At 54.7% G+C, this 26,146-nt stretch carries 21 protein-coding genes; 5 read left to right on the top strand and 16 right to left on the bottom strand.

Annotation, left to right across the window (positions count from 1 at the left end):
* Window positions 1–415: 415 nt before the first annotated feature.
* Both ACWHYZ_RS05700 and ACWHYZ_RS05695 read left to right on the top strand, forming a co-directional pair.
* Complete coding sequence (locus ACWHYZ_RS05700) at window positions 416–1,138, top strand: DUF72 domain-containing protein (protein ID WP_447986320.1); 723 nt, start codon at window positions 416–418, stop codon at window positions 1,136–1,138.
* Window positions 1,139–1,314: 176 nt separating this feature from the next.
* The gene (locus ACWHYZ_RS05695) at window positions 1,315–2,304 is read left to right on the top strand and encodes a VIT1/CCC1 transporter family protein (protein ID WP_447986319.1); all 990 of its coding nucleotides are present in this window, start codon (window positions 1,315–1,317) and stop codon (window positions 2,302–2,304) included.
* 9 nt (window positions 2,305–2,313) lie between these two features.
* Here the strand turns inward: ACWHYZ_RS05695 and ACWHYZ_RS05690 are convergent, their stop codons facing one another.
* A complete protein-coding gene (locus ACWHYZ_RS05690; protein WP_447986318.1) occupies window positions 2,314–2,775 on the bottom strand; it encodes a hypothetical protein in 462 nt (153 codons plus the stop codon).
* Between the two features lie 223 nt (window positions 2,776–2,998).
* The gene (locus tag ACWHYZ_RS05685) at window positions 2,999–4,630 is read right to left on the bottom strand and encodes a B12-binding domain-containing radical SAM protein (RefSeq protein ID WP_447986317.1); all 1,632 of its coding nucleotides are present in this window, start codon (window positions 4,628–4,630) and stop codon (window positions 2,999–3,001) included.
* A 259-nt stretch (window positions 4,631–4,889) separates the two neighbouring features.
* On the opposite strand from ACWHYZ_RS05685, the gene ACWHYZ_RS05680 reads away from it, so the two are divergent.
* A complete protein-coding gene (locus ACWHYZ_RS05680) occupies window positions 4,890–6,785 on the top strand; it encodes an ATP-binding protein (protein ID WP_447986316.1) in 1,896 nt (631 codons plus the stop codon).
* 57 nt (window positions 6,786–6,842) lie between these two features.
* Here ACWHYZ_RS05680 and sucD read toward each other — a convergent pair whose 3' ends face one another.
* From sucD to ACWHYZ_RS05630, 10 genes are all read right to left on the bottom strand, one after another.
* Complete coding sequence (sucD, locus tag ACWHYZ_RS05675; protein WP_447986315.1) at window positions 6,843–7,715, bottom strand: succinate--CoA ligase subunit alpha; 873 nt, start codon at window positions 7,713–7,715, stop codon at window positions 6,843–6,845.
* A 164-nt stretch (window positions 7,716–7,879) separates the two neighbouring features.
* On the bottom strand, window positions 7,880–9,076 hold the full coding sequence (gene sucC / locus ACWHYZ_RS05670; protein ID WP_447986314.1) for an ADP-forming succinate--CoA ligase subunit beta: 1,197 nt from the start codon (window positions 9,074–9,076) through the stop codon (window positions 7,880–7,882).
* Window positions 9,077–9,248: 172 nt separating this feature from the next.
* Window positions 9,249–10,829 (bottom strand): FAD-binding protein, encoded by a 1,581-nt coding sequence (locus tag ACWHYZ_RS05665; protein WP_447986313.1) that lies wholly within the window; start codon window positions 10,827–10,829, stop codon window positions 9,249–9,251.
* Window positions 10,830–10,851: 22 nt separating this feature from the next.
* Complete coding sequence (locus ACWHYZ_RS05660) at window positions 10,852–11,571, bottom strand: 4Fe-4S dicluster domain-containing protein (RefSeq protein WP_447986312.1); 720 nt, start codon at window positions 11,569–11,571, stop codon at window positions 10,852–10,854.
* Between the two features lie 63 nt (window positions 11,572–11,634).
* Window positions 11,635–13,866, bottom strand: coding sequence for an NADP-dependent isocitrate dehydrogenase (locus ACWHYZ_RS05655; RefSeq protein WP_447986311.1), 2,232 nt, complete (start codon window positions 13,864–13,866; stop codon window positions 11,635–11,637).
* Between the two features lie 23 nt (window positions 13,867–13,889).
* Window positions 13,890–16,136 (bottom strand): aconitate hydratase, encoded by a 2,247-nt coding sequence (locus tag ACWHYZ_RS05650; RefSeq protein ID WP_447986310.1) that lies wholly within the window; start codon window positions 16,134–16,136, stop codon window positions 13,890–13,892.
* Between the two features lie 110 nt (window positions 16,137–16,246).
* A complete protein-coding gene (locus ACWHYZ_RS05645; protein ID WP_447986309.1) occupies window positions 16,247–18,073 on the bottom strand; it encodes a citrate/2-methylcitrate synthase in 1,827 nt (608 codons plus the stop codon).
* A gap of 32 nt (window positions 18,074–18,105) precedes the next feature.
* Window positions 18,106–19,305, bottom strand: a complete 1,200-nt coding sequence (locus ACWHYZ_RS05640; RefSeq protein WP_447986308.1) for an ATP citrate lyase citrate-binding domain-containing protein — start codon at window positions 19,303–19,305, stop codon at window positions 18,106–18,108.
* A 311-nt stretch (window positions 19,306–19,616) separates the two neighbouring features.
* Complete coding sequence (gene mutM / locus ACWHYZ_RS05635; RefSeq protein WP_447986307.1) at window positions 19,617–20,441, bottom strand: bifunctional DNA-formamidopyrimidine glycosylase/DNA-(apurinic or apyrimidinic site) lyase; 825 nt, start codon at window positions 20,439–20,441, stop codon at window positions 19,617–19,619.
* A complete protein-coding gene (locus tag ACWHYZ_RS05630; RefSeq protein ID WP_447986306.1) occupies window positions 20,434–21,105 on the bottom strand; it encodes a uracil-DNA glycosylase family protein in 672 nt (223 codons plus the stop codon). The genes mutM and ACWHYZ_RS05630 overlap by 8 nt, the downstream gene beginning before the upstream one ends.
* A 346-nt stretch (window positions 21,106–21,451) precedes the next feature.
* On the opposite strand from ACWHYZ_RS05630, the gene ACWHYZ_RS05625 reads away from it, so the two are divergent.
* Window positions 21,452–21,811: a hypothetical protein gene (locus ACWHYZ_RS05625; RefSeq protein ID WP_447986305.1), complete on the top strand. Its 360-nt coding sequence runs from the start codon at window positions 21,452–21,454 to the stop codon at window positions 21,809–21,811.
* 242 nt (window positions 21,812–22,053) lie between these two features.
* Here ACWHYZ_RS05625 and ACWHYZ_RS05620 read toward each other — a convergent pair whose 3' ends face one another.
* Window positions 22,054–23,259, bottom strand: coding sequence for a small ribosomal subunit Rsm22 family protein (locus ACWHYZ_RS05620; RefSeq protein ID WP_447986304.1), 1,206 nt, complete (start codon window positions 23,257–23,259; stop codon window positions 22,054–22,056).
* Between the two features lie 56 nt (window positions 23,260–23,315).
* Between ACWHYZ_RS05620 and ACWHYZ_RS05615 the strand changes: the two genes are divergently transcribed.
* Complete coding sequence (locus tag ACWHYZ_RS05615; RefSeq protein ID WP_447986303.1) at window positions 23,316–23,564, top strand: hypothetical protein; 249 nt, start codon at window positions 23,316–23,318, stop codon at window positions 23,562–23,564.
* Window positions 23,565–23,646: 82 nt separating this feature from the next.
* Here the strand turns inward: ACWHYZ_RS05615 and ACWHYZ_RS05610 are convergent, their stop codons facing one another.
* The 3 genes from ACWHYZ_RS05610 to ACWHYZ_RS05600 form a co-directional block, all read right to left on the bottom strand.
* On the bottom strand, window positions 23,647–24,990 hold the full coding sequence (locus tag ACWHYZ_RS05610) for a transketolase C-terminal domain-containing protein (protein WP_447986302.1): 1,344 nt from the start codon (window positions 24,988–24,990) through the stop codon (window positions 23,647–23,649).
* A gap of 33 nt (window positions 24,991–25,023) precedes the next feature.
* Entirely contained in the window at window positions 25,024–25,701 is a 678-nt protein-coding gene (locus ACWHYZ_RS05605; RefSeq protein WP_447987523.1) for a carbon monoxide dehydrogenase beta subunit family protein, read from the bottom strand.
* Between the two features lie 99 nt (window positions 25,702–25,800).
* Window positions 25,801–26,124 (bottom strand): pyruvate ferredoxin oxidoreductase, encoded by a 324-nt coding sequence (locus ACWHYZ_RS05600; RefSeq protein ID WP_447986301.1) that lies wholly within the window; start codon window positions 26,122–26,124, stop codon window positions 25,801–25,803.
* Window positions 26,125–26,146: the final 22 nt, after the last annotated feature.

Raw genomic sequence — 26,146 nt, 5'->3', positions numbered from 1 at the left:
CCTGACGAGGCAATAAATTGGACTTGGCTCCTCAGAGCTGACCGGTGCCTCTAACGATAGCCTGCCTCCTGAGCTCCGGGCCTCATCCGGTTAACTCGTGGCATTTTGAACCGTCTCCTCCTGCCCGCAAAGACCATCGAAATTTCCAGTACAAGAACGTTTCTTACCCATTCAAGCTGCATCGGTTCTATACTTATATTTGATGCGGCCGATGCAATAATAAGAATGAGCCAACGCCGAGCGACACGCCATCGTTGAAGCTGGCGCCAATATCGCGGAGCAGGAAGTTGAATACGGCCGTACCGCCTTTTTTAACAGCGCTGCTCACTGAAGAGGCCTTGTAGTGCACGTTATGGCACCGATGAGACGTAAAAATGGTTGACAGGACGCACCTTGCGGCTGCTCAATATCCACGATGAACCATATTCACATCGGTTTATCCGGCTATTCGTATAAGCCCTGGCAGGGGGCAGGGCGCTTTTATCCCGAGAAACTCAAATCGACTGAGTTTCTTAGCTATTATGCCGGTCGCTTCGAGACGGTCGAACTGGACGGAATATGGTACCGCTTGCCAAGCGCACAAACGGTGCATGGATGGTTGGATCAGACACCCTCTGCCTTCATCTTTTCACCGAAGGCACATCGGCAGATTACGCATATGCACCGACTGCGGCCGGACGCGCTGGCCTTTGTCCAGGTCATGCTAGATCGGCTGGCGCCGCTGATGGAGCAGAAACGACTTGGCCCTGTCCTGCTGCAGCTGCCTCCCAATCTTCGGCGCGATGATAATCGGCTCAAGGCGTTTTTAGAACAAGCGCCGCGAACGGCGCGTTGGGCACTCGAGTTTCGTCACGAATCTTGGCATGTGCCGGAAGTGGAGGAACTAATGAGGCATCATGGCGTCAGTTGGGTAGCAGCAGATACGGATGAGTCTCCGGCCCAGATTCGCGATACCGCCGACTTCTGGTACGTGCGGTTGAGACGGAGCCAATACACCGAAGCGACATTAGCGGAATGGGCTGCACGTTTCACTGATATGGCTCGCCGAGGAAAGGACTGCTTTGTTTACTGCAAGCACGAGGATCAAGGATCTCCATGGGTGTGGGCATCTCAACTCATTGAGATGATTGGATGCTGAAAAAGGCCCCCAGCTTTGTTCTCGGCTCGAAAGAATCCTCAACGTACCCCAGAGGGTACGCCTCCGGTTCTTTCTTCGCCTGCGGTCGGGCTGGATGGCCTTTTTGAGCATCCTGTGGTAGTTAGCTATATCGGTTTGTCGGTTTAGTTGAACACGTCCTTTTGCACGCTGTGGCTATGCCAGTTTCTCCGACGCATGACCCCGCCCTCGCCAGGACACTGATCCTGGATGAAATTTTCGACCTCGCCCTCTATCGTGAACTGCGCGCCATCGCCGATGGTCAACTCCGAGACCTTCTCGATGAGTTAATTCGAGTGGAGGAGACGCACGTCAGCTTTTGGCAACACTTCTTTGACAGTCCGCTCACGGAGCTTGATCTGCCGCGTCGTCTCAAGCTACGGCTCATCGTGTGGACCTGTCGCTTATTCGGCGCTCCGGCCATTCATCTCATCCTTGAGGCCATTGAGGTGTATGGTGTGCGCAAGTACTTGTCCATTTGGAAGACCTACAAAGACCAGCCGTTGGGTTCGGCCGTGAAGGGCATTCTCATGGATGAGTTTAAACACGAGGATGTCATTGTCACGCAAATGACAGAACGGAAGATCAATCCCGAGCGCATCCGGAATATCTTCCTAGGCCTCAACGATGGACTGGTGGAAATTCTTGGCGCCGTGAGCGGGTTTTTCGGCGCATTTGGCAGTGCCACGATGGTGCTTATTGCAGGTTCGACCACTGCGGTCGCAGGGTCACTTTCCATGGCAGCCGGGATCTACGTGGCTATTAGTTCCGAACGGGAAATTAATGCGACGGAGGAAGACAAGAAACGTTTTTTGGGGAATGCCTCATTGCCTGGAGTCTTAGAGGAAGCATCCTTGCGCCAGGATCCACAAGATCACCCCCTAGGGGCTGCGATAGTCGTAGGAATCAGCTACTTTGCAGGTGCGATGGTCCCGCTGCTGCCCGTCCTCTTCGGCACGACCAGTGCGCTCCTTTCACTGATCACTGCAGGCAGCGTCATTATCCTGGTGTCTATGCTGCTGGCTTTTCTCTCCGGCATGAACATTCGGCGACGCATCCTCACCAACGTCGTCATCATTGCCGCCGCCGTGGGCGTCACCTACGTCATCGGCCGAGTCGTGAAAGATCTCTTTGGAATCGCCGTCTAGCGACGCGACCTACCTGGTATCGGTCACGACAAGGTGGATCGATTGTCGTGAACCGGCCTGCTCCGCCACATCATCACCTTCAGCCCTGCCCAAGAATTGAATCGGCTTGTCGCCCTTTAAATGATCCGGGGTGAGCACATAGGTGCCGTTTAGGCTGGGCGTCCATACGGCCTTCGCGGCTTCTTTATCTCCTGCACTGAAGAGATAGGTAAAGCCACCGATGATCCCACCAAGCGCCGCATAGGTTATCTTGGCCGCTCCATACGGTATGGACAACACGACACTCGCTGCGCCGATTCCAAACTGTGTCGGGCTCGCGCTATGGATCTGATCATGCCCCTGATTGCCCTGGGCCCAACCGACCGATATCGGCGCCGCCAACAGTGCGATCGTGAGTGTAGTAACAACGACCCGCTTGGAAGAGGTGTGGATCGGACATTCGATGATGCGATGGCGTGGCTGCATGCGCATAAGCCCCTCCTTATTGCCGCTGGCTGGCCATGACGGCCGGCCGGCGAAACGGTGCTCAACTTGTTGCCTTGGAAACCGCTCTGAACAAAATCATTCGGGTATACAGGCGGCAGCGGCGATTCACGCTGGAAAATCGAAAACCAAGGTGTTCCGCCACCGTAAGAACGGGCGGATACTAATAGAAGATACGCGCAAAAGTCTACCGATAACCATGGGACCGGCCTTACACGTGAATCATGGGCAATTCACGGTGCTCTTTCGCCTCTCGTTGGATCCGCTGACGTTCAGCCCTTGATTCCCGCATGACTTCCTGAAGCTCGACATCCGTCAATTGCGTTAGCGTCGCCGCCGCATCTTTGCTCGCCCCATGCTCGACCGCTCGAGATAAGACCTCAGCCTTGGTCGGACCTTTCCCCGTGCCGAGAAACGGCTTCGCGATGAGATAGACCACGTCGCCGAGCGGCATGTATCGAAGGAACCGACGCAACAGTCGGAACGCCTGCACAGGAAAGTGCAGGAATTTATAGATGATGAGTCGTCGCAACCCCACGCGACGTTCGGCATGGATCACTTCCCCCCGAAGACACGTGGGATCGATTTCGGAACATTTGAAGTATTTATACCAGTCGACGGCATCATCGACTAATCCTCGTTTGACATATTCTTGCCATAGCGGCGTGCCCCGATAGACGCAGAGTCTGTTGAAGGCGAACGTATCAAGGGGAAGCTTCGAAGCGAAGCTAAAGGTGGCTCGCATGTCCTCGACTGTTTCTTCCGGGCTGCCGACCACGAAAAATCCATGGACGATTTCGATTCCGGCTTGCTTGGCGTTCGTGACGGCGGTTTCAACCTCCGCGAGCGTCTGTTCTTTCTGTAACCGATCCAATACTTTCTGACTCCCACTCTCCACGCCAAACATGATCGTCCGACAGTGAGCCTTCGACATGGTCGGGAACAGGTGCTGAGCGACTGAATCGACACGGCCCTCGCACCCCCATTGGATCGTGACGCCGGCCTCTTGTATGCCCTTGCAGATCGCCTCGATTCGTTTAGGCTGGAGCAAAAAATGGTCGTCGACAAAGTAGACGCATCCATAGCCTTGGGCCTGGAGATGCTTGAACTCATCCACGACATGCTGCGCACTTCTGGATCGCCATTTCCCCTCATTGAACATGGGAATGTCGCAAAAGACACACGGCCACGGACAACCGCGCGACGTCTGCATTGTCGTAAACCGCTCCATCGACAACACCGCCGGTACGTCGAGCGGCATGGATTCGATAAATTCGAGCGGGAGGCTTTCACGATCCGGAAATGGCCATCGATCAAGATGTCGCTCAATAGTTTGATTCGGGTTATGCATGAGCCGCCCGTCTTTGGCCCATGTAAGACCGGCGACCGTGGCCGGATCATCCAGTCGCTCGAGCAGATCGAGCAGTAATTGTTCGCCATCGCCACGACAGACGAAATCGACCTCCGGACATTGTAATTTGACTAACTGAGCATTCAATGTCGCAAAGACGCCTCCAAAGGCGAGCTTGACCGCAGAATTGACGGCACGAATCTGCCGCGCGAGGATCTTCGCATAGGGGTAACTCGTGGTGCTTAAAAAGCTGAGGCCAACTAACGCCGGTTGTTGTCGTTGAATCTCGTCAACAATAAGCTCGTTCGGTGTATCGGGGTTAGCCTGATCGAACATCACACACTCATGGCCGGCCTGCTTGAGGACGGATGAGAGCGACATGATACCGATCGGCGGAAACCCCATGATGCGTTTTTTCCCGTGTACGTCAGGCGTAGCCGTGGGAACCGCATAAAATTGCGGGTCGCGGACATGGATTAAAAATACACGCATGAACGGACTCCTTTAACAACGAGCGACATTCAACTAGAGTCAGAACGGACAGGAAAAGTCAGAGGCGCAGGAGAATCGACTGTAAAACAAGAGGCTTCAAGGAACAGGACGATAGCATGTCGAGGAGAAAAGGGAAAGGTAAATTCTGTAATAGTACGGTCGACACGATCATACTGTTGGTTCTCAGTATCACCGCGGCGTTTGATAATCGGGCGTAATATGCTATTTTCCTAGAACCATTCACCAGGATGTCACCGCATTGGCTCACTCAGCATCTGCCGACACCGCTCCAGCCAACATATTTCCGCAACAAATCAGGCTCCTGTATAGCAGTAGTATCGAAGGACTCCTGGCAACCGCGATCAATGCTCCTATTCTGGCGTACATACAACGAGATGTCATTGCGGCACCGATCGTAGGATGGTGGCTTGCGTACATGGCTATGGTGACGTTAGGCCGCGCCGCCCTCGTGTATCAGTATTGGCGATCGCCAGACACCGACACGAGGGCCGATCGATGGAGCCGCCGTTATGGCATTGGAGCCGCGTTCGCCGGACTCGGATGGGGAGCGGCCGGCATAGTCCTCTATCCGGTGAACTCCATACCGCATCAGGTGTTTCTCATTTTTATGCTTGGCGGGATGGCAGCAGGCGCGGTCGCTGTCCTCGCATCGAGAATGGAAACGTTGCTCGTCTTCTTTCTGCCGACATTGCTCCCGATCATGGTCCAGCTGGCCAGGCAGCCCGGCGAACTCTATCTCACCATGGGAGGAGTCCTGCTGATCTTCATGTTGGCGTTGTTGTTCACCGCTCGCCGCCTACATGACACGATCGTCTCCTCGTTAACACTCCGCACAGAAAATACAGGTCTGGTTCAGTATCTGACTTCAGCCAATGTACAAGCTGAACAACTCAATAAAGAGCTGAAGGGAGAAATTCAGCAGCGTAAACAGACCGAAGCGGCGTTACAGGCCAGCCAAGAGCAGCTCTTACAATCGCAAAAAATGGACGCCATAGGACAATTGGCCGGCGGAATCGCGCACGATTTTAATAATCTGATTTTGGTCATCAACGGCTATAGTGAACTGCTCTTGGATGAGCTGAAGTCCGCTGATAAGAAACGCCTTAAGGTTGAACAGATCAAGCTAGCCGGCGAACGCGCAGCTGCCTTGACTAAGAAGATGTTGGCATTCAGTAGACGACAAGTGACCCATCCCAGGCCGATCGATCTCAATATGGTCGTGTCTAGTATTGCGCCCATGTTGAGCAGATTGATTGGTGAGTCAATTCATTTCGTCACGAAGCTGCCCCCCGTCGCTCACGTGCAAGCAGATCCGATACAGATCGAACAGGTCATCATGAATTTGGCTCTCAATGCAAGGGACGCCATGCCCTCTGGCGGCACGCTTACCATCGAAACCTCCAACATCGAACTCGATTCCGTCTATACGGGTCAACATCCAGGCTCGCAGGAGGGCAGCTATGTTCAGCTGAGCGTGCGGGACACCGGCATTGGAATGAATCCGGACACCAAGCGCCGGATATTCGAACCGTTTTTTACAACCAAGGAGGTCGGAAAGGGAACCGGCCTTGGCTTATCGGTCGTCTACGGGATTATCAAGCAGAGCGGAGGCTATATCGAAGTGATCAGTGAGCCTCAATCGGGCTCCTTGTTTACAGTCTATCTGCCTCGGCTGAGTCCCACTGTTGCACTCTCGCCTCTACCGGTAGCGGGACCTACGTTAGCAACGGGCCGTGAACGTATCTTGGTTGTGGAAGATGAACGAGCCGTGAGCAAGCTTATTTCAAGCATGCTCGTGCACCAGGGCTATGACGTGATCGACGCGTCAAATGGCGACGTAGCGCTTCGCACGGTCGAACAGACGTGCACTGCAATCCATCTTTTAATTACGGATCTTGTGATGCCCCGCTTAGGAGGCGTTGAGCTGGCGCAACGCCTCCGGTTACAATGCCCGCACGTCAAAGTCTTGTATATGTCGGGGTATTCCGATGAGGCGCTGCTACGTCAGGAAGGGCTCCCGGCGGGAGCCGATTTTCTTCAAAAACCGTTTACGCCTCAGGTCTTGTCCTGCAAAGTTCGTGAAGTATTGGATAATCCAGGAAGGGAGGCGCACAACGAATCAACCAGGAGGTAATCTGCAAACGTTTCAGAGAACAGAGGGCGAAACAAGGTTGCCGATTCTTCAGGCCGCTTAATGACCCAAGGCTGATTGGACGGTTTCACCAATTTCAGCAGGATTTCTAACGACACGAACCCCGGCGGCTTCGAGCACTTGCATCTTCTCCGTTGCCGTCCCCTTCCCCCCAGTGATAATCGCGCCGGCATGGCCCATACGACGCCCGGGAGGCGCGGTGATCCCGGCGATAAAACCGATCACCGGCTTTTTAATGTTCTGCTTAATAAAGGCAGCGGCCTTATCTTCCGCATCGCCGCCAATCTCCCCAATCATGACCACCGCTTCCGTCTCAGGATCCTTTTCAAAGAGGGCCAAGAGATCGATATAGCCCGTACCAATGATCGGATCGCCGCCGATGCCGATACACGTTGTCTCCCCCAACCCCAAATTGGTCAACTGGTTCACGGCCTCATAGGTCAAGGTGCCGCTCCGTGAAATTACTCCGACCCGGCCTTTCTTATGAATGAACCCGGGCATGATGCCGATCTTGCACTCATCTGCCGTAATGATTCCCGGACAGTTGGGTCCGATCAGCCGAACCTCACGCCCGCGCAAGGCCCGCTTCACCTTCACCATATCATTGACGGGAATCCCTTCCGTGATGCAGACCACTAATCGAATACCGGCATCAGCGGCTTCAAGAATCGCGTCGGCGGCAAATGGAGGCGGCACAAAAATCAAAGAAGTATCACATTGCGTCTTTTTCACGGCGTCCCGCACCGTGTTGAAGACCGGAATCCCCTCGACCTCCTGTCCGGCCTTTCCCGGCGTCACCCCGGCAACCATCTGAGTGCCATACGCCTTACACTGCGTCGCATGGAACGACCCTTCCTTGCCGGTAATTCCCTGCACCACCACCCGCGTCGATTTATTCACTAAAATGCTCACGGCTACCCTCTTTTACTCGTTTTTATATTTACCGTCGACGGCTACCTTCAACTCAATAAAGGATATGACGGCTGAACTTCGCTGCCTGCGCGCATCCAACGAGCACATTCTTATCGTACGCGTTGCGCGAGCACCATGCGAAATCCTGGCGTCACACGCCACTACTATGCCGTTGCCGCCTTTGCCCTTCCCTTTCCCGTCACCGCCACAATCTTCTGCGCCGCTTCCCACAAGTCTGTGGCCACATCGACTTTCAGACCCGATTCCGACAGCAGCTTCCGTCCTTCTTCCGCATTCGTCCCCTGAAGGCGCACCACCACCGGAATCTTGATGTTCACTTCCTTTGCGGCCTCAATCACGCCATGTGCAATGCGCTCGCATCGAACGATGCCGCCAAAGATATTAATGAAAATGCCTTTGACGTTCTTGTCTTTGAGCAGAATCCGAAATCCGGCCGCGACGGTTTCCTTGGTCGCCCCACCGCCGACATCCAGGAAGTTCGCCGGCTCGCTGCCGGCCAGCTTAATGACATCCATCGTCGCCATCGCCAATCCCGCCCCGTTCACCATGCAGCCGATATTGCCGTCCAACTTCACATAGTTCAAATTATTATTGGTCGCCTCAATTTCCAAGGGCTCTTCTTCATGTAGATCCCGCATGCCGCGCACATCTTCGTGCTTGAAAAGCGCATTGTCATCGAACGAGACCTTGCCATCGAGCGCAATCAATCGCTTATCGGTGGTGATCACCAACGGATTGATTTCTACGAGCGAGGCATTCTTCTCCATAAACAATCGATAGAGGTTGCCCAGCATCGCAACAAACGGATTCAGCACTGCCGGTTCAAAATTCTGAAGCCCGATCCCGAACGCGAGATTGCGGCCGTTGTACCCCTGAAACCCGACTGCGGGATCGATGGTTTCTTTCACGATTTTCTCAGGCGTATGAGCCGCCACTTCTTCGATTTCCATGCCACCTTCTGTACTGGCGATGAAGATGGGCCAACCCGAGTCACGATCGACGAGCAAACTCAAATACAGTTCCTTGGCAATGCCTGCACCCTCTTCAATCAGCAAGCGCCGCACCTTCCGGCCTTTCGGGCCGGTCTGATGGGTCACCAATGTCTTCCCAAGGATGTCCTTTGCCAGCGTCGCCACTTCCGCCCGGTCTTTCGTGAGCTTCACGCCACCCGCCTTTCCGCGGCCCCCTGCATGAATCTGCGCCTTCACGACATAGACGGGGGAATTGAGAGCCGAGGCCCACTTCTCTGCCGCGACCGGCGTCTTGATCTCTTTTCCTTTCGGCACGGGAATGCCAAATTGTCCAAACAACTGCTTGGCCTGAAACTCATGAATATTCATCGGCGAGTCCTCTTATCGGAAGAATTAGATAAAGAGCGATACAGCTGACAGGATGCTCAAAACGGTGAACCAACGAGGGCCCAGAGAATGCGGGTGCCGAGGCGTACCGAGAGGGTACGTTGAGGGGGCTGCATGACCGAGGACGAAGTTGGGCGCCGTTTTCAGCATCCTGCTATTCTTTTTTGGCGTAGGCCGGTAAGACCATCGGCGAGATCACATCACTCGAGGCGCCGTGTTTTTTCGCTTCGGCACGGAACCGTACTAGATGCTCGAGGGTCAACTTGCCTTGTGGCATTGCCGCGGCGCGGGCGGCGGCCATCGTCCCGGTTTGCTTGCCGAAGACCATTAAATCGAGGAGGGAGTTGCCCATCAAACGGTTGCGCCCGTGCAATCCGCCGGACGCTTCACCGGCGACGAACAAATTCCGCACATTGGCTTCGCCGTGGACATCGATCTGCACGCCCCCATTCTGATAGTGAAGGGTCGGATAAATAAGGACCGGATCCTTCGAAATGTCGAGCCCGAATCGTTCATACTGCTTCACCATGGCAGGGAAGTGTTTCGCGACGGTGCCGGGACCATGCTCCACGTCCAAGAGCGGCGTATCGAGCCAGACACCGACGCGGCCCGACATGGTACGAATGCCGCGCCCTTCTTCGCACTCTCGGATAATGGAGGAAGACACTACATCACGCGTATCAAGTTCATTGACAAAGCGTTCGCCCTTCGCATTGACCAGATGTCCGCCCTCGGATCGAATGCCTTCTGTGACCAGCGCGCCGATCAACTGTTCCGGGTAGACCGCGCCGGATGGATGGTACTGAAACGTATCGATCTGCAAGAGCTTGGCGCCCAAGCGATAGGCCAATGCGAGACCATCGCCGGTGGCGCCGTAGTGATTACTTGTTGGAAAACCTTGAATGTGCAAACGGCCGATCCCTCCCGTGGCGAGAATCACGGTTTTGGCAGCCACGACGACAAAACGCTTGTTATCGAGATCATGCAGCACTGCACCGGTACAGGTTCCATTGCCGTCGCTCAACAGTTCTACCACGGCAGCAAATTCCAGCAGTTGAATCTTCTGGTTTTGGACCTCATCCTTCAGCACGCGCATGATCTCGAGACCCGTGTAGTCCGAGCACGTGAGGAGGCGTGGTTTCGAACTGCCGCCACCTTTCTTGACGTGCAGATTTCCATCGGCATCCCGATCGAAGAGCACACCAAGTTCCAACAACCACTGGGCCACGGATGGTCCCTCTTCGACCATCACCTTAAGCAGCTGATGGTCGTTCTTCATGTGGCCGCCCTTGAGCGTGTCAAGGAAGTGCTGCACGGGAGAGTCATCCGAGGTCACGGCGACCTGGATTCCACCTTGCGCCATGACGGTATTCGAATCACCGAGGCGAAGCTTCGTTGTGAGCATCACCTTTGCCCCGTTCGCATGAGCGTGAAGCGCTGCCGCACAACCCGCCCCACCACCGCCAACCACGAGCACATCGGTCGTATAGTTCGGTGTCAGATCGAGATCGGTCGGGATGGGGCTTTCGCCTTCTAAGAGCGCCGCCAACTCACGGACGGTGCGCTCACCGGCATTCGGCCCAAACTTAACAGGTCTATAGGCGCTTTCCCGGTGATCCGGATGATATTTCTTGATGAGCGTATCGCGCTCCGCCGGTGAATATTTGGGAAGCGTCTGGGCGCGACGTGCGTCGCGGGTCTTATGAACGATCTTTTGAAGTTCGTGAATGTCCATGGATGAAAACTGGCGGTTAGACTTACTTCAGTTCTGCACAGAGATCTTTTAACTGTTGCTCGTTCATCGAGAGCACGCTCTTCCATTCCGCATCATATCGACCGTCTTCAATCTCCTTGATACGATGGGTAAGTCGTTCAGGCTTGGCCGTGAAATGTGCACCTTGGGCACGGCTGGCATACAAGGCAACCAGGTTCGGTGCGATATCCGCAATGCACACGGGGGCACAGAGCCCGCACATCACGCAATCCATGAACATTTCTGAAACAGCTTTAAAATCTCCGAACACCGCACGCCAGACACCTTCGCGAACATCGATCCCTTGCGGACATGCCTCCGTACAGGCGTTACAATTCCGGCACATTGGCGCTTCGGGATATAATGTAAACAAATCCTGCTTCGGATCTTGCAAGCCCGCAATGTCGTACGTCGCCTTGCGTGCCGGAAATGGGGGCACCATCGTGAAGGACATACCATCTTCCACGGCGGTTTGACACGCTAAACACGTCTTGACCTTGGGATCGTCTTTGGTTCGATAGTACGTTGCGCACGCGCCGCAAAATCCTCCCAGGCAGCCGGCGCCTCGAACCACTTCCTGGCCGGTATACCACAAGGCTTTGATCACGGTGATGCCTTCCGGCACCTGATGTCTCTTGCCGGCGATTTCGACCGTGACCATCTTCGGCCGGAGGACTTCTTCCTGGTCGATGATGTTTTGTGTATCGAAGGTCTCAGCTTTCATACGTATCAAAAGATGAGCTCACCCGCAATGCAGGCGAGCTCCCTCTCCGGACGAGTCGTTCCTTTAGGCGATTGCGTCCACGATCGCATTCAACGTTGGGCTCGGACGCATAGCTTTTGTCGCCTTCTCGTCGTTGGGATGATAATAGCCGCCAATCTCAACCGGCTTGCCCTGCGCGCCAAGCAGCTCGGTCGAAATCCTCGCCTCGCTCTCCGCCATCTGTTTGGCGACGGTAGTGAACTTGGCCGCTAGATTCTTGTCCTCGGTCTGCTCGGCCAGTGCCTGCGCCCAGTAGAGCGCGAGATAGAAATGGCTGCCGCGGTTATCGATCTCGCCTACTTTACGGGCCGGGGACTTATTGCTCTCGAGGAACTTGGCATTGGCGCGGTCGAGCGTGTCCGCCAGAATCTTTGCCGTCTGATTGTTAGCCGCTTTGGCTAGGTGCTCCAGTGACGCGGCCAGGGCCAAGAACTCACCCAACGAATCCCAGCGGAGATAGCCTTCCTCCTGGAATTGCTGCACGTGCTTCGGCGCAGAGCCTCCCGCACCGGTCTCGAACAGACCCCCACCGTTCAGCAGAGGCACGATCGAGAGCATCTTCGCGCTGGTACCGATTTCGAGGATCGGGAACAGGTCCGTGAGATAGTCGCGCAACACATTTCCCGTCACGGAGATGGTATCTTTGCCTTCCTTCATCCGCTCCAGCGAGAAGCGCGTCGCCTCGGCGGGCGACATGATGCGGATGTCGAGGCCCTTCGTGTCATGGTTCGGCAGATATTGATTCACCTTCTTGATTAACTCGGCATCATGCGCCCGATCCTTGTTGAGCCAGAAGACCGCTGGGGCACCGGTCGCCTTCGCTCGGTTGACGGCCAACTTGACCCAGTCTTGAATGGGCGCGTCCTTCACCTGACACATCCGCCAGATATCACCTTCTTCCACCTTGTGCTCCAGCAAAGTCTTGCCTGATGCGTCGACGATGCGGATCGTGCCGTTGCCGGGAGCTTTGAAGGTTTTGTCGTGCGAGCCGTATTCCTCCGCCGCCTGCGCCATGAGACCGACGTTCGGAATGCTCCCCATCGTGCGGGGATCGAAGGCACCATGCTTTTTGCAGAATTCGACGACCTCGTGATAGACCGGCGCATAGCTGGCGTCGGGGATCACGCACTTCGTGTCCTGCAACTTGCCTTCCGGGTTCCACATCTTACCGCCGTCACGAATGACCGGCGGCATGGACGCGTCAATAATGACGTCGCTGGGCACGTGCAGATTCGTGATGCCCTTATCGGAGTTGACCATCGCCATAGCAGGCCGCTTTTGATAGACCGCTTGAATATCGGCTTCGATAGCCTTGCGCTGGTCGTCCGGCAACGACTTAATCTTGCTGTACAGATCGCCAAGGCCGTTGTCCGGATCCACGCCAAGCTTTTGGAGCACATCCTTATATTTCTCGAACACGTCCTTGTAATACACCGACACGGCATGACCGAAGATCTTGGGATCGGAGACCTTCATCATGGTGGCTTTCATATGGAGCGAGAAGAGGACGCCCTGCCGTTTGGCATCCTCGATCTGCTCTTCTAAGAATTGCCGCAAGGCGCGCTTGCTCATGAATGTCGCGTCGATGACTTCACCGGCCTGAAGCGCAACCTTTGGCTTCAAGGTCGTGGTCTTCCCGTCCTGACCGACGAATTCGATTCTTGCCTCTGTGGCGGCCGGGACCGTCATGGATTTTTCGTTGGAGCGGAAATCTCCACCGTTCATATGCACGACATGCGTCTTGGAATCCGGACTCCACGGCGCCATCTTGTGCGGGTGTTTCTTGGCGTAATTCTTCACCGAGAGGGGTGCCCGGCGATCCGAGTTGCCTTCACGTAACACCGGATTGACCGCGCTCCCTTTTACTTTGTCGTACCGCGCCTTAATGTCCTTCTCTTTGTCATCTTTCGGGTTCTCGGGATAATCCGGCACCTTGTATCCCTGGCTCTGCAATTCCTTAATGGCCGCTTTGATTTGAGGAATCGAAGCGCTGATGTTTGGCAGCTTGATGATATTGGCCTCCGGGGTCTTGGCAAGCTCTCCCAGCTCCGCCAGATCGTCGGATTGTTTTTGTTGAGCCGTCAGATAGTCAGGAAATACGGCAAGGATGCGTCCGGCCAGCGAGATATCCCGCAATTCGACAGTCACGCCGGCTGCCTTGGTGAAGGCATTGACGATCGGGAGAAAAGAATAGGTTGCGAGTGCCGGCGCTTCATCAGTTTTTGTATACAGGATTTTGGTTGCTTTTGTTGTCATGGTGTATCCTCTTTGAGCTTCTTTTAGTTCAGAGCGTTCAGCGCAGACCCGGCCTTGAACCATGCGATCTGCTGCGCAGTCATGCTGTGGTTGGCTTGAATCATGACATCCGGTCCATTCGCTTTGTGAACAATGACCTGCACCGGTTTGGCAGGGGCCAAATCCTTCAATCCGATCACGCTGATGCGATCATTCTGATCGATCTTCTCGTAATCTTTTGGATCGGCAAATGTGAGTGCGAGAATGCCCTGCTTCTTAAGATTCGTTTCATGAATCCGGGCAAAGCTACGGGTCAAGACCACCAGAACATTCAAGTACCGCGGCGACATGGCCGCATGCTCCCGGCTGCTTCCCTCCCCATAATTCTCATCGCCTACGACGATCGAACCAATTCCTTGTGCTTTATAGCGACGGGCGATTTGCGCAATCGTTAAACCGGATTCACCCGTCAAAACATCGGTCCCTTTGCCCAATTCCGAAAAGAAGGCATTGTTGGCACCTAAAAACATGTTGTCGCTAATCTTGTCGAGATGCCCACGATACTTTAACCATGGGCCGGCTGGAGAGATATGGTCCGTTGTGGTCTTTCCTTTGGTCTTGATAAGCAAGGGAAGCTTGGTGAAATCCTGACCGTTCCAGCGTGGAAACGGCTGCAGTAACTGAAGTCGTTCACTGGTGGCTGGAATATCGACGGTCAGCCCTTCTCCTTTTTCAGCGGGGGCGACAAAGCCTTCTTCGCCTTTGGCAAAGCCGTTAGACGGAAGCTCCTCTCCGTGCGGCGCCTCAAACTTCAGTTCCTTCCCGTCCGCACTCTTGAGAGTTCCATGCACAGGATCGAAGCCGAGGTCGCCGGCAAAGGCATAAGCCGTCACGACTTCAGGGCTGGCCAAAAAGGACAACGTTTCATTAATGCCGTCATTCCGGCCGGGAAAGTTTCGATTAAATGAACTGACGATGGAATCTGACTTACCTTTGACACCATCGGCGCGCTTCCACTGCCCGATGCACGGCCCGCAGGCATTCGCCAAGACGGTAGCGCCCATCTGCTCGAACGTATCCATAAATCCGTCACGCTTCATGGTATGAAAAATCCGCTCGGAGCCCGGCGTCACTAAAAAGGCGGTCTTCGCCTTGAGCCCCGCTTTCAAGCCTTGTTGCGCAACGTGCGCCGCTCGGCTGATGTCTTCGTATGATGAATTGGTGCAGCTTCCGATGAGCGCGGCCTTGAGCTCAACGGCGTAGCCCTTCTCTTTGGCCTCCGCCGCCATCTTTGAAATGGGTCGTGCCAAATCGGGTGTGTGTGGTCCGACGACGTGCGGTTCTAGTTTTGACAGATCGATTTCGACGATCTGATCGTAATATTTTTCCGGCGACTGCAGTACTTCAGGATCCGCGACCAGTAATTCTCGGTTCGCCTCCGCCAGACTGGCTACATCAGCGCGTTCCATGAGCTTCAGATACGCCACCATCTTTTTGTCGAACGGGAAAATGGAGGTGGTGGCGCCCAACTCCGCACCCATGTTGGTGATCGTCCCTTTGCCGGTGGCGCTGATCGTTTCGGCGCCCGGACCGAAATATTCGACGATCTTATTGGTTCCACCCTTCACCGTAAGCAGACCGCAGATGTAGAGAATCACGTCCTTCGGCGAGGCCCAGCCGTTCAACTGGCCGGTCAACCGAACACCGACCAATTTCGGATGTAACACCTCCCACGGCAAGCCGGCCATGACTTCGCCTGCGTCGGCGCCGCCAACACCAATCGCCAGCATGCCCAATCCACCGCCGTTCGGAGTGTGCGAATCCGTGCCGATAATCAGGCCTCCAGGGAACCCATAATTTTCGAGGACGACCTGGTGGATAATTCCGGCGCCGGGCTTCCAAAAGCCAATCCCGTATTTTTTCGCGGCTGAGGCAAGGAAATTGTATACTTCTTTGTTCTCATCCATCGCGCGCAGCAGATCTTTTTCCGAGCCAACTTCCGCGCGAATCAGATGATCGCAATGAATCGTGCTCGGCACAGCTACCTTGTTTTTATTCGCCTGCATGAATTGCAAGATCGCCATCTGTGCCGTCGCGTCCTGCATCGCGACGCGATCGGGGCGCAGGGACAGCATCGCCTTGCCACGTTCCCACACTTGCGTGTCAAAGTTATCGACATGCGAGACGAGGATTTTTTCGGTAAGCGTCAAGGCACGACCGAACTTCTTTCGGGCCTTCGCCAGCTTATCTGGCATCGATGTGTAGAGTTTTTTAATGAGTTCCAGTGACATACGTGCTCTCCGTGCTTCCATTCATAAAGGGTGACTAGGGTACCGTAATCGAACAGCGTATTTCAACGGCGACACTTCACCAGTTACGGGAACGGCGGGACCTCGCGCCGTTATTTTAGCGGCGGAACTTCCCGCCTCTTCGGCGCCGCATAGTTCACGAGATAGTCAAACAACCGAATCAGCCGGCTCTCTTGTCGCTTCTGATCCACCCAGTGCCCGATCAAACCGATGGTTCGGGACAGAATGAAGAACCCGTTTAAACTATCGACCGGGAATCCAATATCGACCAGCACCGCCGCCATGGTTCCATCCACGTTCAGGATCAGATTGTCTTTCTTCGCCGACGTCACCTTCTCTACTTCAAGGGCAAAATCGAGATGCGGCGTCTTGATGCCGATGCTCTTCACGTACCCTACGAGTTCCTTCACCCGCTTGTCGGGATTTCGGACACTCTTGACTCGATGGCCGATACCCGGGACCGGGCCCACATTCTTCTTCATATAGACGAGGAAGTCGTCCACGGACATCTTATTATCGATGGCATGCTTGAAATACCGTCCGGCATCCGTGACCGCACCTCCGAACCTGGGGCCGATCATGATCATGCCAGCCGCCACCGCTTGTGACATACCAATCCCGGCGCACGCCGCGATGATCGTGCCGAGCGCCCCACTGACACAGGGCCCGTGGTCCGCCGACAGCATCATAATGCGCTTGATGATCTCCGCTTCTTGCTTTGAGATAAGGCGCTTATCCCAGAGCAGGCCGATTACATGGGGTATTTCGTATCCTTTGTTAATGAGTTCTGAGGCCGCATAGCCGTCATATAAGGGCTCGTCGCCCCGATCGTCGCTGATCGTCGTTCGAATGAGTGGAGCAACCGTCACTTCGCCGGCCTTCATCGCTTCATCGACGCTCTTCGGCAGCTTCGGCTGCTCAGCCGGGCTAAGGTCGGGAATCGGCACGACTTGACCGCTCTTGACGAATTCTTCATAGGTCGCCTTGATCGCAGGACCCAACGCGCCGAACGTATCCGGCACGATGGCGCCGGCTTTCTTGAGGGCATCGGACTTGGACCGTGCCGATCCTTCGCCTTTCAGACCTTCCTTGGCGCCGGCATGGCCAAACTTCATGCCTTTGGGGAGACTCTCCTGGCAGAACCCGGAGACGACTGCCAATAATTTGATTCGCCGCTTCTTCGCGCCATACCACTCCGCCGCACGCTCTTCCAAGTCGCCGCCCATCTCGCCGACAATGACGACCGCCTTGGTCTGAGGATCCTGCTCAAACTTTTCGAGATAGCTGACGTAGTCGGTTCCAGGAAAGGCATCGCCGCCGATCCCGATGGCCGTTGTGATCCCGTCTGCGAACTGCGAACAGATCCAGATGATCTCATTGGACAAGCCGCCGGATTTGGTAATAACACCGAACGACCCTTCTCGATACAGCTTGCACGACACGAGGTTGTCAAAGGCACCACCAATGACACCCAGCCGGCAGGCGCCCGCCGAAATAATCCCGATCGACGAGGGCCCATTAAACGTCTTGCCCAGCTTGACGGCATGCCGCGCCAGGAGCTTGGCATCTTTCTCAGGCACGCCTTCCGTTATCATGGAGACGAGCTGAATCTTGGAATCGTTGAGGGCCTCCATACCGGCTGCGCTCGCGCGATCCGCGCCGATATACACTAAGCTCGTGTTGAGTTGAGGATGATGGGCCGTCGCTTCTGCAACGCTTTTATACACAGGAATGGTCAAGAGTCCGCTGCCGTAGGGCACTTCATTGGTCTTCCCGGCATCGGGGGGATACACGAATGCATCCACGTTAAGCGGACGCTTAATCATGTAGCAGAATTCGGCCATGCGGCGAGCAGCATTCAGACCGGCTGCACCGCCCTGAATCACCACGTGGGTGTCTTTATTGGCAAGGATACTCATCGGGATCTCCCCTAGTCGCTATGGTCAGTGAATTATTTCGACTGCAGTGCCTTGTCTACGATATCGGTCAGCGGTGTATGGCGGTCGAACACGTGGATATCGAATCCCTCCTCGCGAAGGGCGCGCATGGCATCGAGACCTTCCTTCTCACGCGGCCCACCGCGACGCACCCAAATCTTGACCCCGTTCAGCTTGCCTTCCGCTTTGGCTTTCCGAAATCCGTTAATAATGCCGCCGAAGGTCTTTTTGACGTCGGTAAAGTTTGCGATGGCGCCTCCGACGATAATATTCTTGATGCCCGGCAGCGAGCAAACCTTATCGGTAAGCACTTCTACAGCCCAGTCCGGTGGATCGCCTGAATACTCGGCATAGTTCGCCAGCTTGCCCCCTCGAGCGACGACTGCATCTGAATAATAGACGCTGGCTCCGCCACCGGCCGGCAACATTGCCGTATCACCGCCGGGAATTTCGATGAATTTCACGGACCCTTTAATTTTTGAATCGACGCCCATCACTTCCAGCTCGTTCTTGGAATAAGCACGGCCGAACTCGGCGGCAAATTGAAAGTTCCAATCGGAATGACGGAATTTTGAATCGGCGTCCAATAAGGTGACGGCATCGAGCGCAACAAGTTCGCCGTCGCTTTCGCGGGCCACCACGGGATTGACCTCGAGATACTGCGCGTCTTCATTATCGAAACAGGCAAACATCTTTCCGGCAAAATCGGCGACCTTCTTCACCAGTGCGCCTGCGAAGCTCGCCTCTTTCGCTAATTGTTCCAATGCGTCAGGAGATGGCTTGCCTCCAACCTCAACCGGCAACTTCTTGACGCGATCCCAATTTGATTCCACTTCGATCCCGCCGCAGTTGGCGACCAGGACCTCGGCGCCTTCACGGGTGGATTTCACCGAAATATAATATTCTTCTTTATGAGCAATCATCTCGGAGACGATCACTTGGGACACAGTGATGCTGCCTACCTGCCGCCCCAGCATCTCCTTCGCCGCCGCCACGGCGCCGTTGAGGTCTAATCCGACCTTGACCAATCCCAGCTTGAAACGAGAGCCCAGTGCCTCGTGCGCTTTCACGACGAGCTTGGCTTTCTTCAGCCAATCGTTGACCTCACTCAGCTTGTTCAGTTCATCCACCGAGGTCACGACCACGTAATTGGGAACAAGAATTCCCCATTTCTTCATAAGCCCCATTCCGGGGCCTTCGAGTACCTTTGCCATGGAACTGCTCCTTACGGTGAGGATCGTGTCGAAAAAGAGCTGCTAACCTAGCGGATTTTCAAATAAGACTCAATGCGCCAAAGGGACTAACCCGTCCGGCCAGAAGTCCTATGTCATATTCGGACAAGAAAGGCCTGAATCGTCTCCAAGACATTCAATTATCGAGAGAAAGGATAAACTGAAGCTGAATTCTAAGGAGTTCGAGCGGAAGCAGTCAATCAGAAAAACTACAAATGCAGACGTAAAACGTACGTCTTCTCATTCAGCCTTTGGAAGGCCAAGACAGCTCTACCGTAGGTCGGATACTGGCGTTATTTTCGTTGGCACGACGGACAATAAAACGAACTTCGCTCGCCGACGAGCCTTCGCACGGTTTTGCCGCAGCGGTTCGGACAAGGCTCACCGGTTTTGTTGTAGACAAGATGACGGCGTTTGTATTGGCCTTCGCTTCCATCGGGAGCAATGAAGTCTCGCACACTCGAGCCGCCATGTATGATGGCATCTGTCAGCACATTTTGCATCACATCATACAGGCGCCTTATCGCGGGGGTCCGTAAGGTGCTGGCGACGCGATACGGGTGCAGCCGGCTGCGAAAGAGAATTTCGTTCGCGTAAATGTTTCCGATTCCAGCAATGGTTTGCTGATGCATGAGAAGCGCCTTGAGACGGCCTCGCCGTCCTTTCACGACGCGATGAAATTCTTCCCATGATACGGACAACGGATCACAGCCGAACCGTCTTTCCACGAACCGGTCTAATTCCGAACGATCTAGAAGGTAAATCCGGCCAAAGCGTCGGGGATTCCAATAGCGCAGTTCCGGCTCTTGCCCTCCATCGAGAGAGAGCACCACATGGGTATGTTTGTGAAATCGGATGGGCGGCTGAAACAGGAGGAGGCCGGTCATGCCGAGTTCCGCTATCAGATAACGGCTTTCATGACCTCGCGTAAACGTCAAGACGACGCTTTTGCCTTCTCGTCGCACCGCCTCAATCCAACTGCCTCGATACCAGTCAAGCGTCTCCAAGCCCTGCCGGACAATATCAAGTCGTCCAATCCAGCTATCTTTCAGCGTGGCACCGAGCACCCGACTGCGCAATTGACGGGTGACGACTTCGGCTTCAGGTAATTCAGGCATGAAAAGACCGCTGTTCCAGTTGAGCAATCAAGTCGCAAAATGTATGGGAGATGGTATCTTCGAAGGCCTTCATCGACGCGTAGTGTTTTCGGATCGCCAATTGGTTCCGCGGAGAGGGATGGGGAAAGGCGATGACCTTAGACGACGGCTCGATCATTGTGACTGCCTCGGCGGCAATTTTCCCAAACGTCACAATACTGGAAGGTTGGAGGAGATGAATCTCTCCAATGAGATGAGTGAGACACGAGTGTATTTCGGCTCGCCGGGGGGAGCGGTTGGATGTTGACTGTGGACCTACACTCGGATGGCACTTGACCACATCAGTGATATAAAACAAATCTTCGAGGTTTCGATAGTGCGGATGGGCTAGCTGTCTTAACGCACGCCGGATCAGCATACCGGCGGGGCCGGTGAACCGCCGCCGCTGTGCCCAGCTCTTGTAGCCAGGCGCCTCTCCAACCAACAGATACCCGGTGCCCGCAGTCCCGTACGCATTCGATCCGAATTGTCGCCACGGGTCCATTGAGCCGCAGAGGCGACAGCCTGCAATGTCGCTCTGCAGTCTTGTCAAAAAAGAGCCGGGCGAAGACAGTGGGTTAACTTCAATTCGAAGCAGCGGTCGGATCTTGGGCAATCCCTCGATCTGTCCGTCAGACTCCGCCATGCCTCGTATACCCCCATGTCTGAACGTTCTCAATGATCTGCTTCAGCGGCGAAGCGAATACTTAATAGCTTCGGCCCACCGCCTCATCAAAATTCGGCCGGCTTCAGTATACGGCATTCGAAGGGCGCAAGATAAGTATGCGGTGGCCACTGACTTACCGACTACATCATGCCGACGCTACGCCGCACCCGAGACGAACCGCGGCTTTTCATCCAGCCATGCCCGTATCCTTTGCTTCGACTCAATCGTTCTGACACCTTCTTGCTTGTTCGGCTGGCTTGCAGAGCCCGCGTTCCAATCGCTATACTCCATGCCTAGATCGGCTTACTTGAAAGGATCGGGAGTGATGGTACGAATGACGCCGGAACAGGTCGAATCGCGGCTCAGCATGGTCCGGTGTGCGATCTGTAAGGCCAATTCCTTTTCGATTGACCGTCGCAGCTTACAACCTGATGGCGAATGGAAAGCCGGCTGCATGAAATGCCGCTACTCCTTCCCCGTTCACACTGATATGGAATTCTATGAGCAGACGCAACCTGATATTCCCTATCACTTGAAGAGCATTCCGTGCCCCAAATGCGAAATGCAGGGAGTGACGCTTGATTTTCGAATTGTTCTCTCGGTCCGCGAGGCGTTCTACTTCGTCACCTGTAAAACGTGCAGGCATTCATTCCCGGAAAAGTCTTCACTCGAATCATTTGAATAGCCTTTGCCTATAGCATCTGGTGTATACTGTCTCTATGGCTGACTCGCCCCCCCGACAATCCGATCCCTCAAAAAACAGCGATCAACCTGAACCGGACAGGCCTGAACCAAAGGGCAGAAAGGAAATTCCTTTGGTCTCAGTACCCAATGATCGGGATATGATTGCTGAAGAAATGGCGGAGCTGTTCGAGGAAGACAAGGTCACGCACAAGCACGGCAGCTCAGAGCCCGAAGCTGATTAGACTACACCGGCCTGATCATCCGCACGGCTGTGGTCGGCCTCACCCGACCGATACTCCCGGAACTCTTCTTTTCTATTCCACTGATCCGAACGATGGCACCTCGATGCCACTCGCTTACGGATGCATTGCTCGCTGCTTCATCGCGATCTAATCGGCCCACTTCTGCTCTCTCTGTTTCATTGCACAACCAGGCGCGCGTATCCCCCTTCAAGACTCGCAGTTCGCTGACGAGTCGAAAGACATCCTGATTTCGCGGGACTATCCGAGCGCCATCTTTTCTGAGAATCACATAGGAAAATTTCAGCGCATCTTTGATGAATCCCACTTCTTTATCGATGGCGGAAATCCATGACGGAGGAATCCATGGACGTTCTTCATGACACCAGTCATCCTCTTTGGCCAGGGCAGGGCAGGATTGTTCATGCAAACAGGGGCTGTACACCGTACAGGCTCTCAGGGTGAGCAGATGATCTCTGACGCGATGAAGATCCCGAGTAGTCTGTCTCAACGCGGGCTCGATAATGATCAATGCGCCATTGAACGTGAGCCGCTCAAGCAACACCTGGATCAGTTCGACCTGTCGCTGCAAGGGGTCATGAGAGGTGCGATACAGCTCGTTGAGCGTATTCGCGACGATGATGACATGATACGGACTCGACTGATCGATGGACTTGAGCCACGCATTTCGTTCAAGATTGGAATGAATGCAGTGGAGACGCGCATGGTGAGCGGCATTGAGACGACAGTACTGCTTCCATAAATTCTGTGCTTCATCAAGCGCAGCTCGCACGCTCTCCACCGAGGTCACCTCAATCGATTGCTGCCGGCGCGAAGGCTCCTGCATCCAATCAAGAACGGCCAGTGATGCGGTGCCGGGTCCGCTACCTACATCCAGCACACGAATAGATGCATCCACTTCCATATTTTTGGCCGGCACATCGCTTTCGGGAAGTTCCTCTAAAATCGCCTGAACCTTCGCGGCATTCACCGGCAGAAAATACGAGAGATACGCAAGCCGCAGTCGCTCATCAGCCAGGTATGGGCGCTCGAGCTCATGCCGGTTCCTGGTGAACAGCCGAGAGAGCTCAGTCACGCCGGCTGACAAATGCTGTAATCTTCCTGGATCATTTCCATTGAGCTGTTGCCAGCCAATCCGCTCCGCAAGCACCTGCAGGAATGCTGATGAAAGCACACGCTCAATGGGCATCGTGTTGACCCTCAGAAACAGCGTGGTGTATTCTGGCCCACCATGAGGTGATTGCCATGACTGATCCCATTATGCAAGCCTACCTGGAAGTGGAACGCGCTATGCGGCACTACAATGACGTGTTGGAAGCACAGGTGCAAGCCCTTCGGTCATCCGAGGCATCGGATCCGATTAAGCTTGACCGCATGACACAAGGCACGAAAGCGATGCGCGACAGTAGTTCAATCTATCTCTCTTATGCGAAATTTGTCGCCTATGGTATGCCTGACAGCGAAGAGCAGGTGCAAGAAGATCTTCAAGGCTGACCGTTTTTTACAAACGCCGCAAAAACAAAGAGCCCGTCCGGCCTACCGGACGGGCTCTTGTCATTTCATCGCACGCGAGGAGTTAGATATTCTGCATGAAGTGTGTCACCGCAGACTGATCGACATCGGTTCCCATAATTGCCGACAGCGGTACGTTCGTGGACTTCTTCCCTGTCAGTCCCGATTCCACTTCATCGACGATCAATTCCACCGGCATGGACTGGCCGCCGTACACGTGAGGTCCGGCAATGATCTTCGCCTTGGAATGGCCGTAAATCGCCGTTGCCACTTCCCTTGCCAGCCACCCCACATAGTTGAATTCTGGGATGACGATGAGTTTGACATCCTTGCAAAGTTTCCGCAGCTCGTCGGTCGGAAACGGCCGGAGGGATCGAACCTTTATCAACCCCACCTTAATTCCCTTGTCCGCACAGAGCCGTACGGCTTCACGAGATTGGGCGCAAGCGCTGCCTGAGGCAATAATGACGGCATCGGCATTTTCCATATTTTCGGCCGAGCACAATCCACCCATGTATTGATTGATGTACTTTCGTGACCGTTCGACAGCAGCCCATACCTCCTGCTGCCACACCGCATGAATATTGTAGGCCATGAAATTCGACTTCTGAACCGGGGCGTCACGAGACAGTCGGGCAGGAGGATTTTCGGCATCGAGCACGGGTACCGCGCCGCGCCAGGCTTCCCGCGGAGGCAGCTTCATACTGCGATCCTGCATGTGCACGTAGCCGCGGGCATGAGTCACGAAGAACCCATCGCAGCACACACCGACGGGAAGGGTCACATCATTCTTTTCGCTAATGATGAACGCCTTCATCGTAAAATCGAACATGTCCTGCTGATTCTCAGCATGAAAGACAATCATGCCGCAGTTGAGCAGATAGGAGATCTCGATATTGTCGGGCTGAATCGCCAGCGGCGCATTCACGACGCGACACGTGAACATGCAGACGGCGGGGAGTCGATGGCCCGGCCAGGAGGCAATAGGCTCGATCCCACGTAGTGTGCCGGGTCCGGCGGTCGCCGTATAGCATCTGACTCCAGCGCGGGAGGCTCCTGCGATAGCCGACATCACGCCGTACTCTTCTTCGCCTCGGTAGTACTCCTTCACATACCCTTCGCCATACAGCACACCGATGAGCTGCATGGTTTCGCTCTGCGGGGTGATGGGATACGCGACTGCGAAGTCAACGTTGGAGCGGCGCACGGCTTCCTTGGCGGCCTCGCTGCCGGTAATAAACTCTCTTTTCCTCGGGGCCTCCAAGAAAAGATATTCAGGGCTGACGACCTTCTGTTTCTTCGCTTCCGCGTGAGGATCTTTCTTGCCCTCAACTTTCGGGGCAGCGACACTCGTGATCGGATCACCTTGCGGGTTGGTTTTGACTTCGGTTTCCAAGGATTCGCTCATAATTCCACCCCTTTGCTCATCGGTGGCGTAGCTCTAGGCTTCGCGTTTCATCTGTTCTGCGTTGTGGCCGAATGCCGCCGCGCCGGCAGCGCCTGTTGAACTCGGCATAAACTCGAGTGGATTCGTATGGGTCTTCCCACCGTACACCTTGGATTGAGTTCCGGTAAAACGAACATTCTCTCCATTATCCGGGAGCTTGATCCCCATTTCCTCACGGACCCGCTTGAAGACCTTCGCGACCAGCTGCAGTTTGGCTGTGTCAGAATCACGGATCGTGAGCATCGCATCCTCATGGCCCTGCTCGGCGCAGATCGCCATTGTGCAACAGTTCGTCCCCGCCCGAATCATCTTGAGGGTAAGGTTGGCATAATGGCAATGGACGCCTACAAAAATACAGGCTTCGATCTTGTTGCCCCAGATCGTCAGATTCGGGTGATTCGGATTGATGACCTCTTCAGGGTCGATTTTCGGATACTTTGGCCGGTAATCCGGCATGGGAATGATCATGACATTAGGAATTTGCGCAGCGATTTCTAAAAGAGCCTTGGCCTTTTCCACGGCATGGTCGTTCCATGCCCAGAGGACCATCGGGCCTGGGAAAAGGGTCGCATTCGGGCTCGTTAGCATCACCCGAGCCATCTCCTCGATGACCTTCTCTTCCTGCGGCTCAAGGACACCGTACATAAGTCCCTGACCTTGATCAGGCAGCATGACGCCCAATTGTGCCGCCGACGGGGGATGGAAGCCCGCTGGGCCTGGGGTAATAATTCGCTCCGGTCTCTGCTTCGTCGTTTCCACTAGTATGCCCCTTTATCCGACCATCGGACTGGCAAGAACGGCGGTCGTCGTCTTCTCGCCATAGGTAATGTTATCGGTGATCGCCGCCTTCGGCAGTTGATCGATCATGATCATCTTGATGGCTTGATGTTTAGCCATGTTGTCGCATACCCAGACGCATTGCGCGCAACCCTTGCATCGATCCACGGCCACATACGCCGAGCCGTACTTATAGCCCTTGTCCTTGCCGGCCTGATCATTATATTGGATGGTGTTTGCCTCTGGGCAGTATTGAGTGCACAGTCGGCAACTTGTCTGAGCACAAATATCGACGTTAATATCCGCTACCAAATACATGAAGACCTCTCTGAAACGGGTA

The sequence above is a fragment of the Nitrospira sp. Nam74 genome (assembly GCF_965152615.1).
This window is presented reverse-complemented; position numbering and strand designations above follow the sequence as displayed.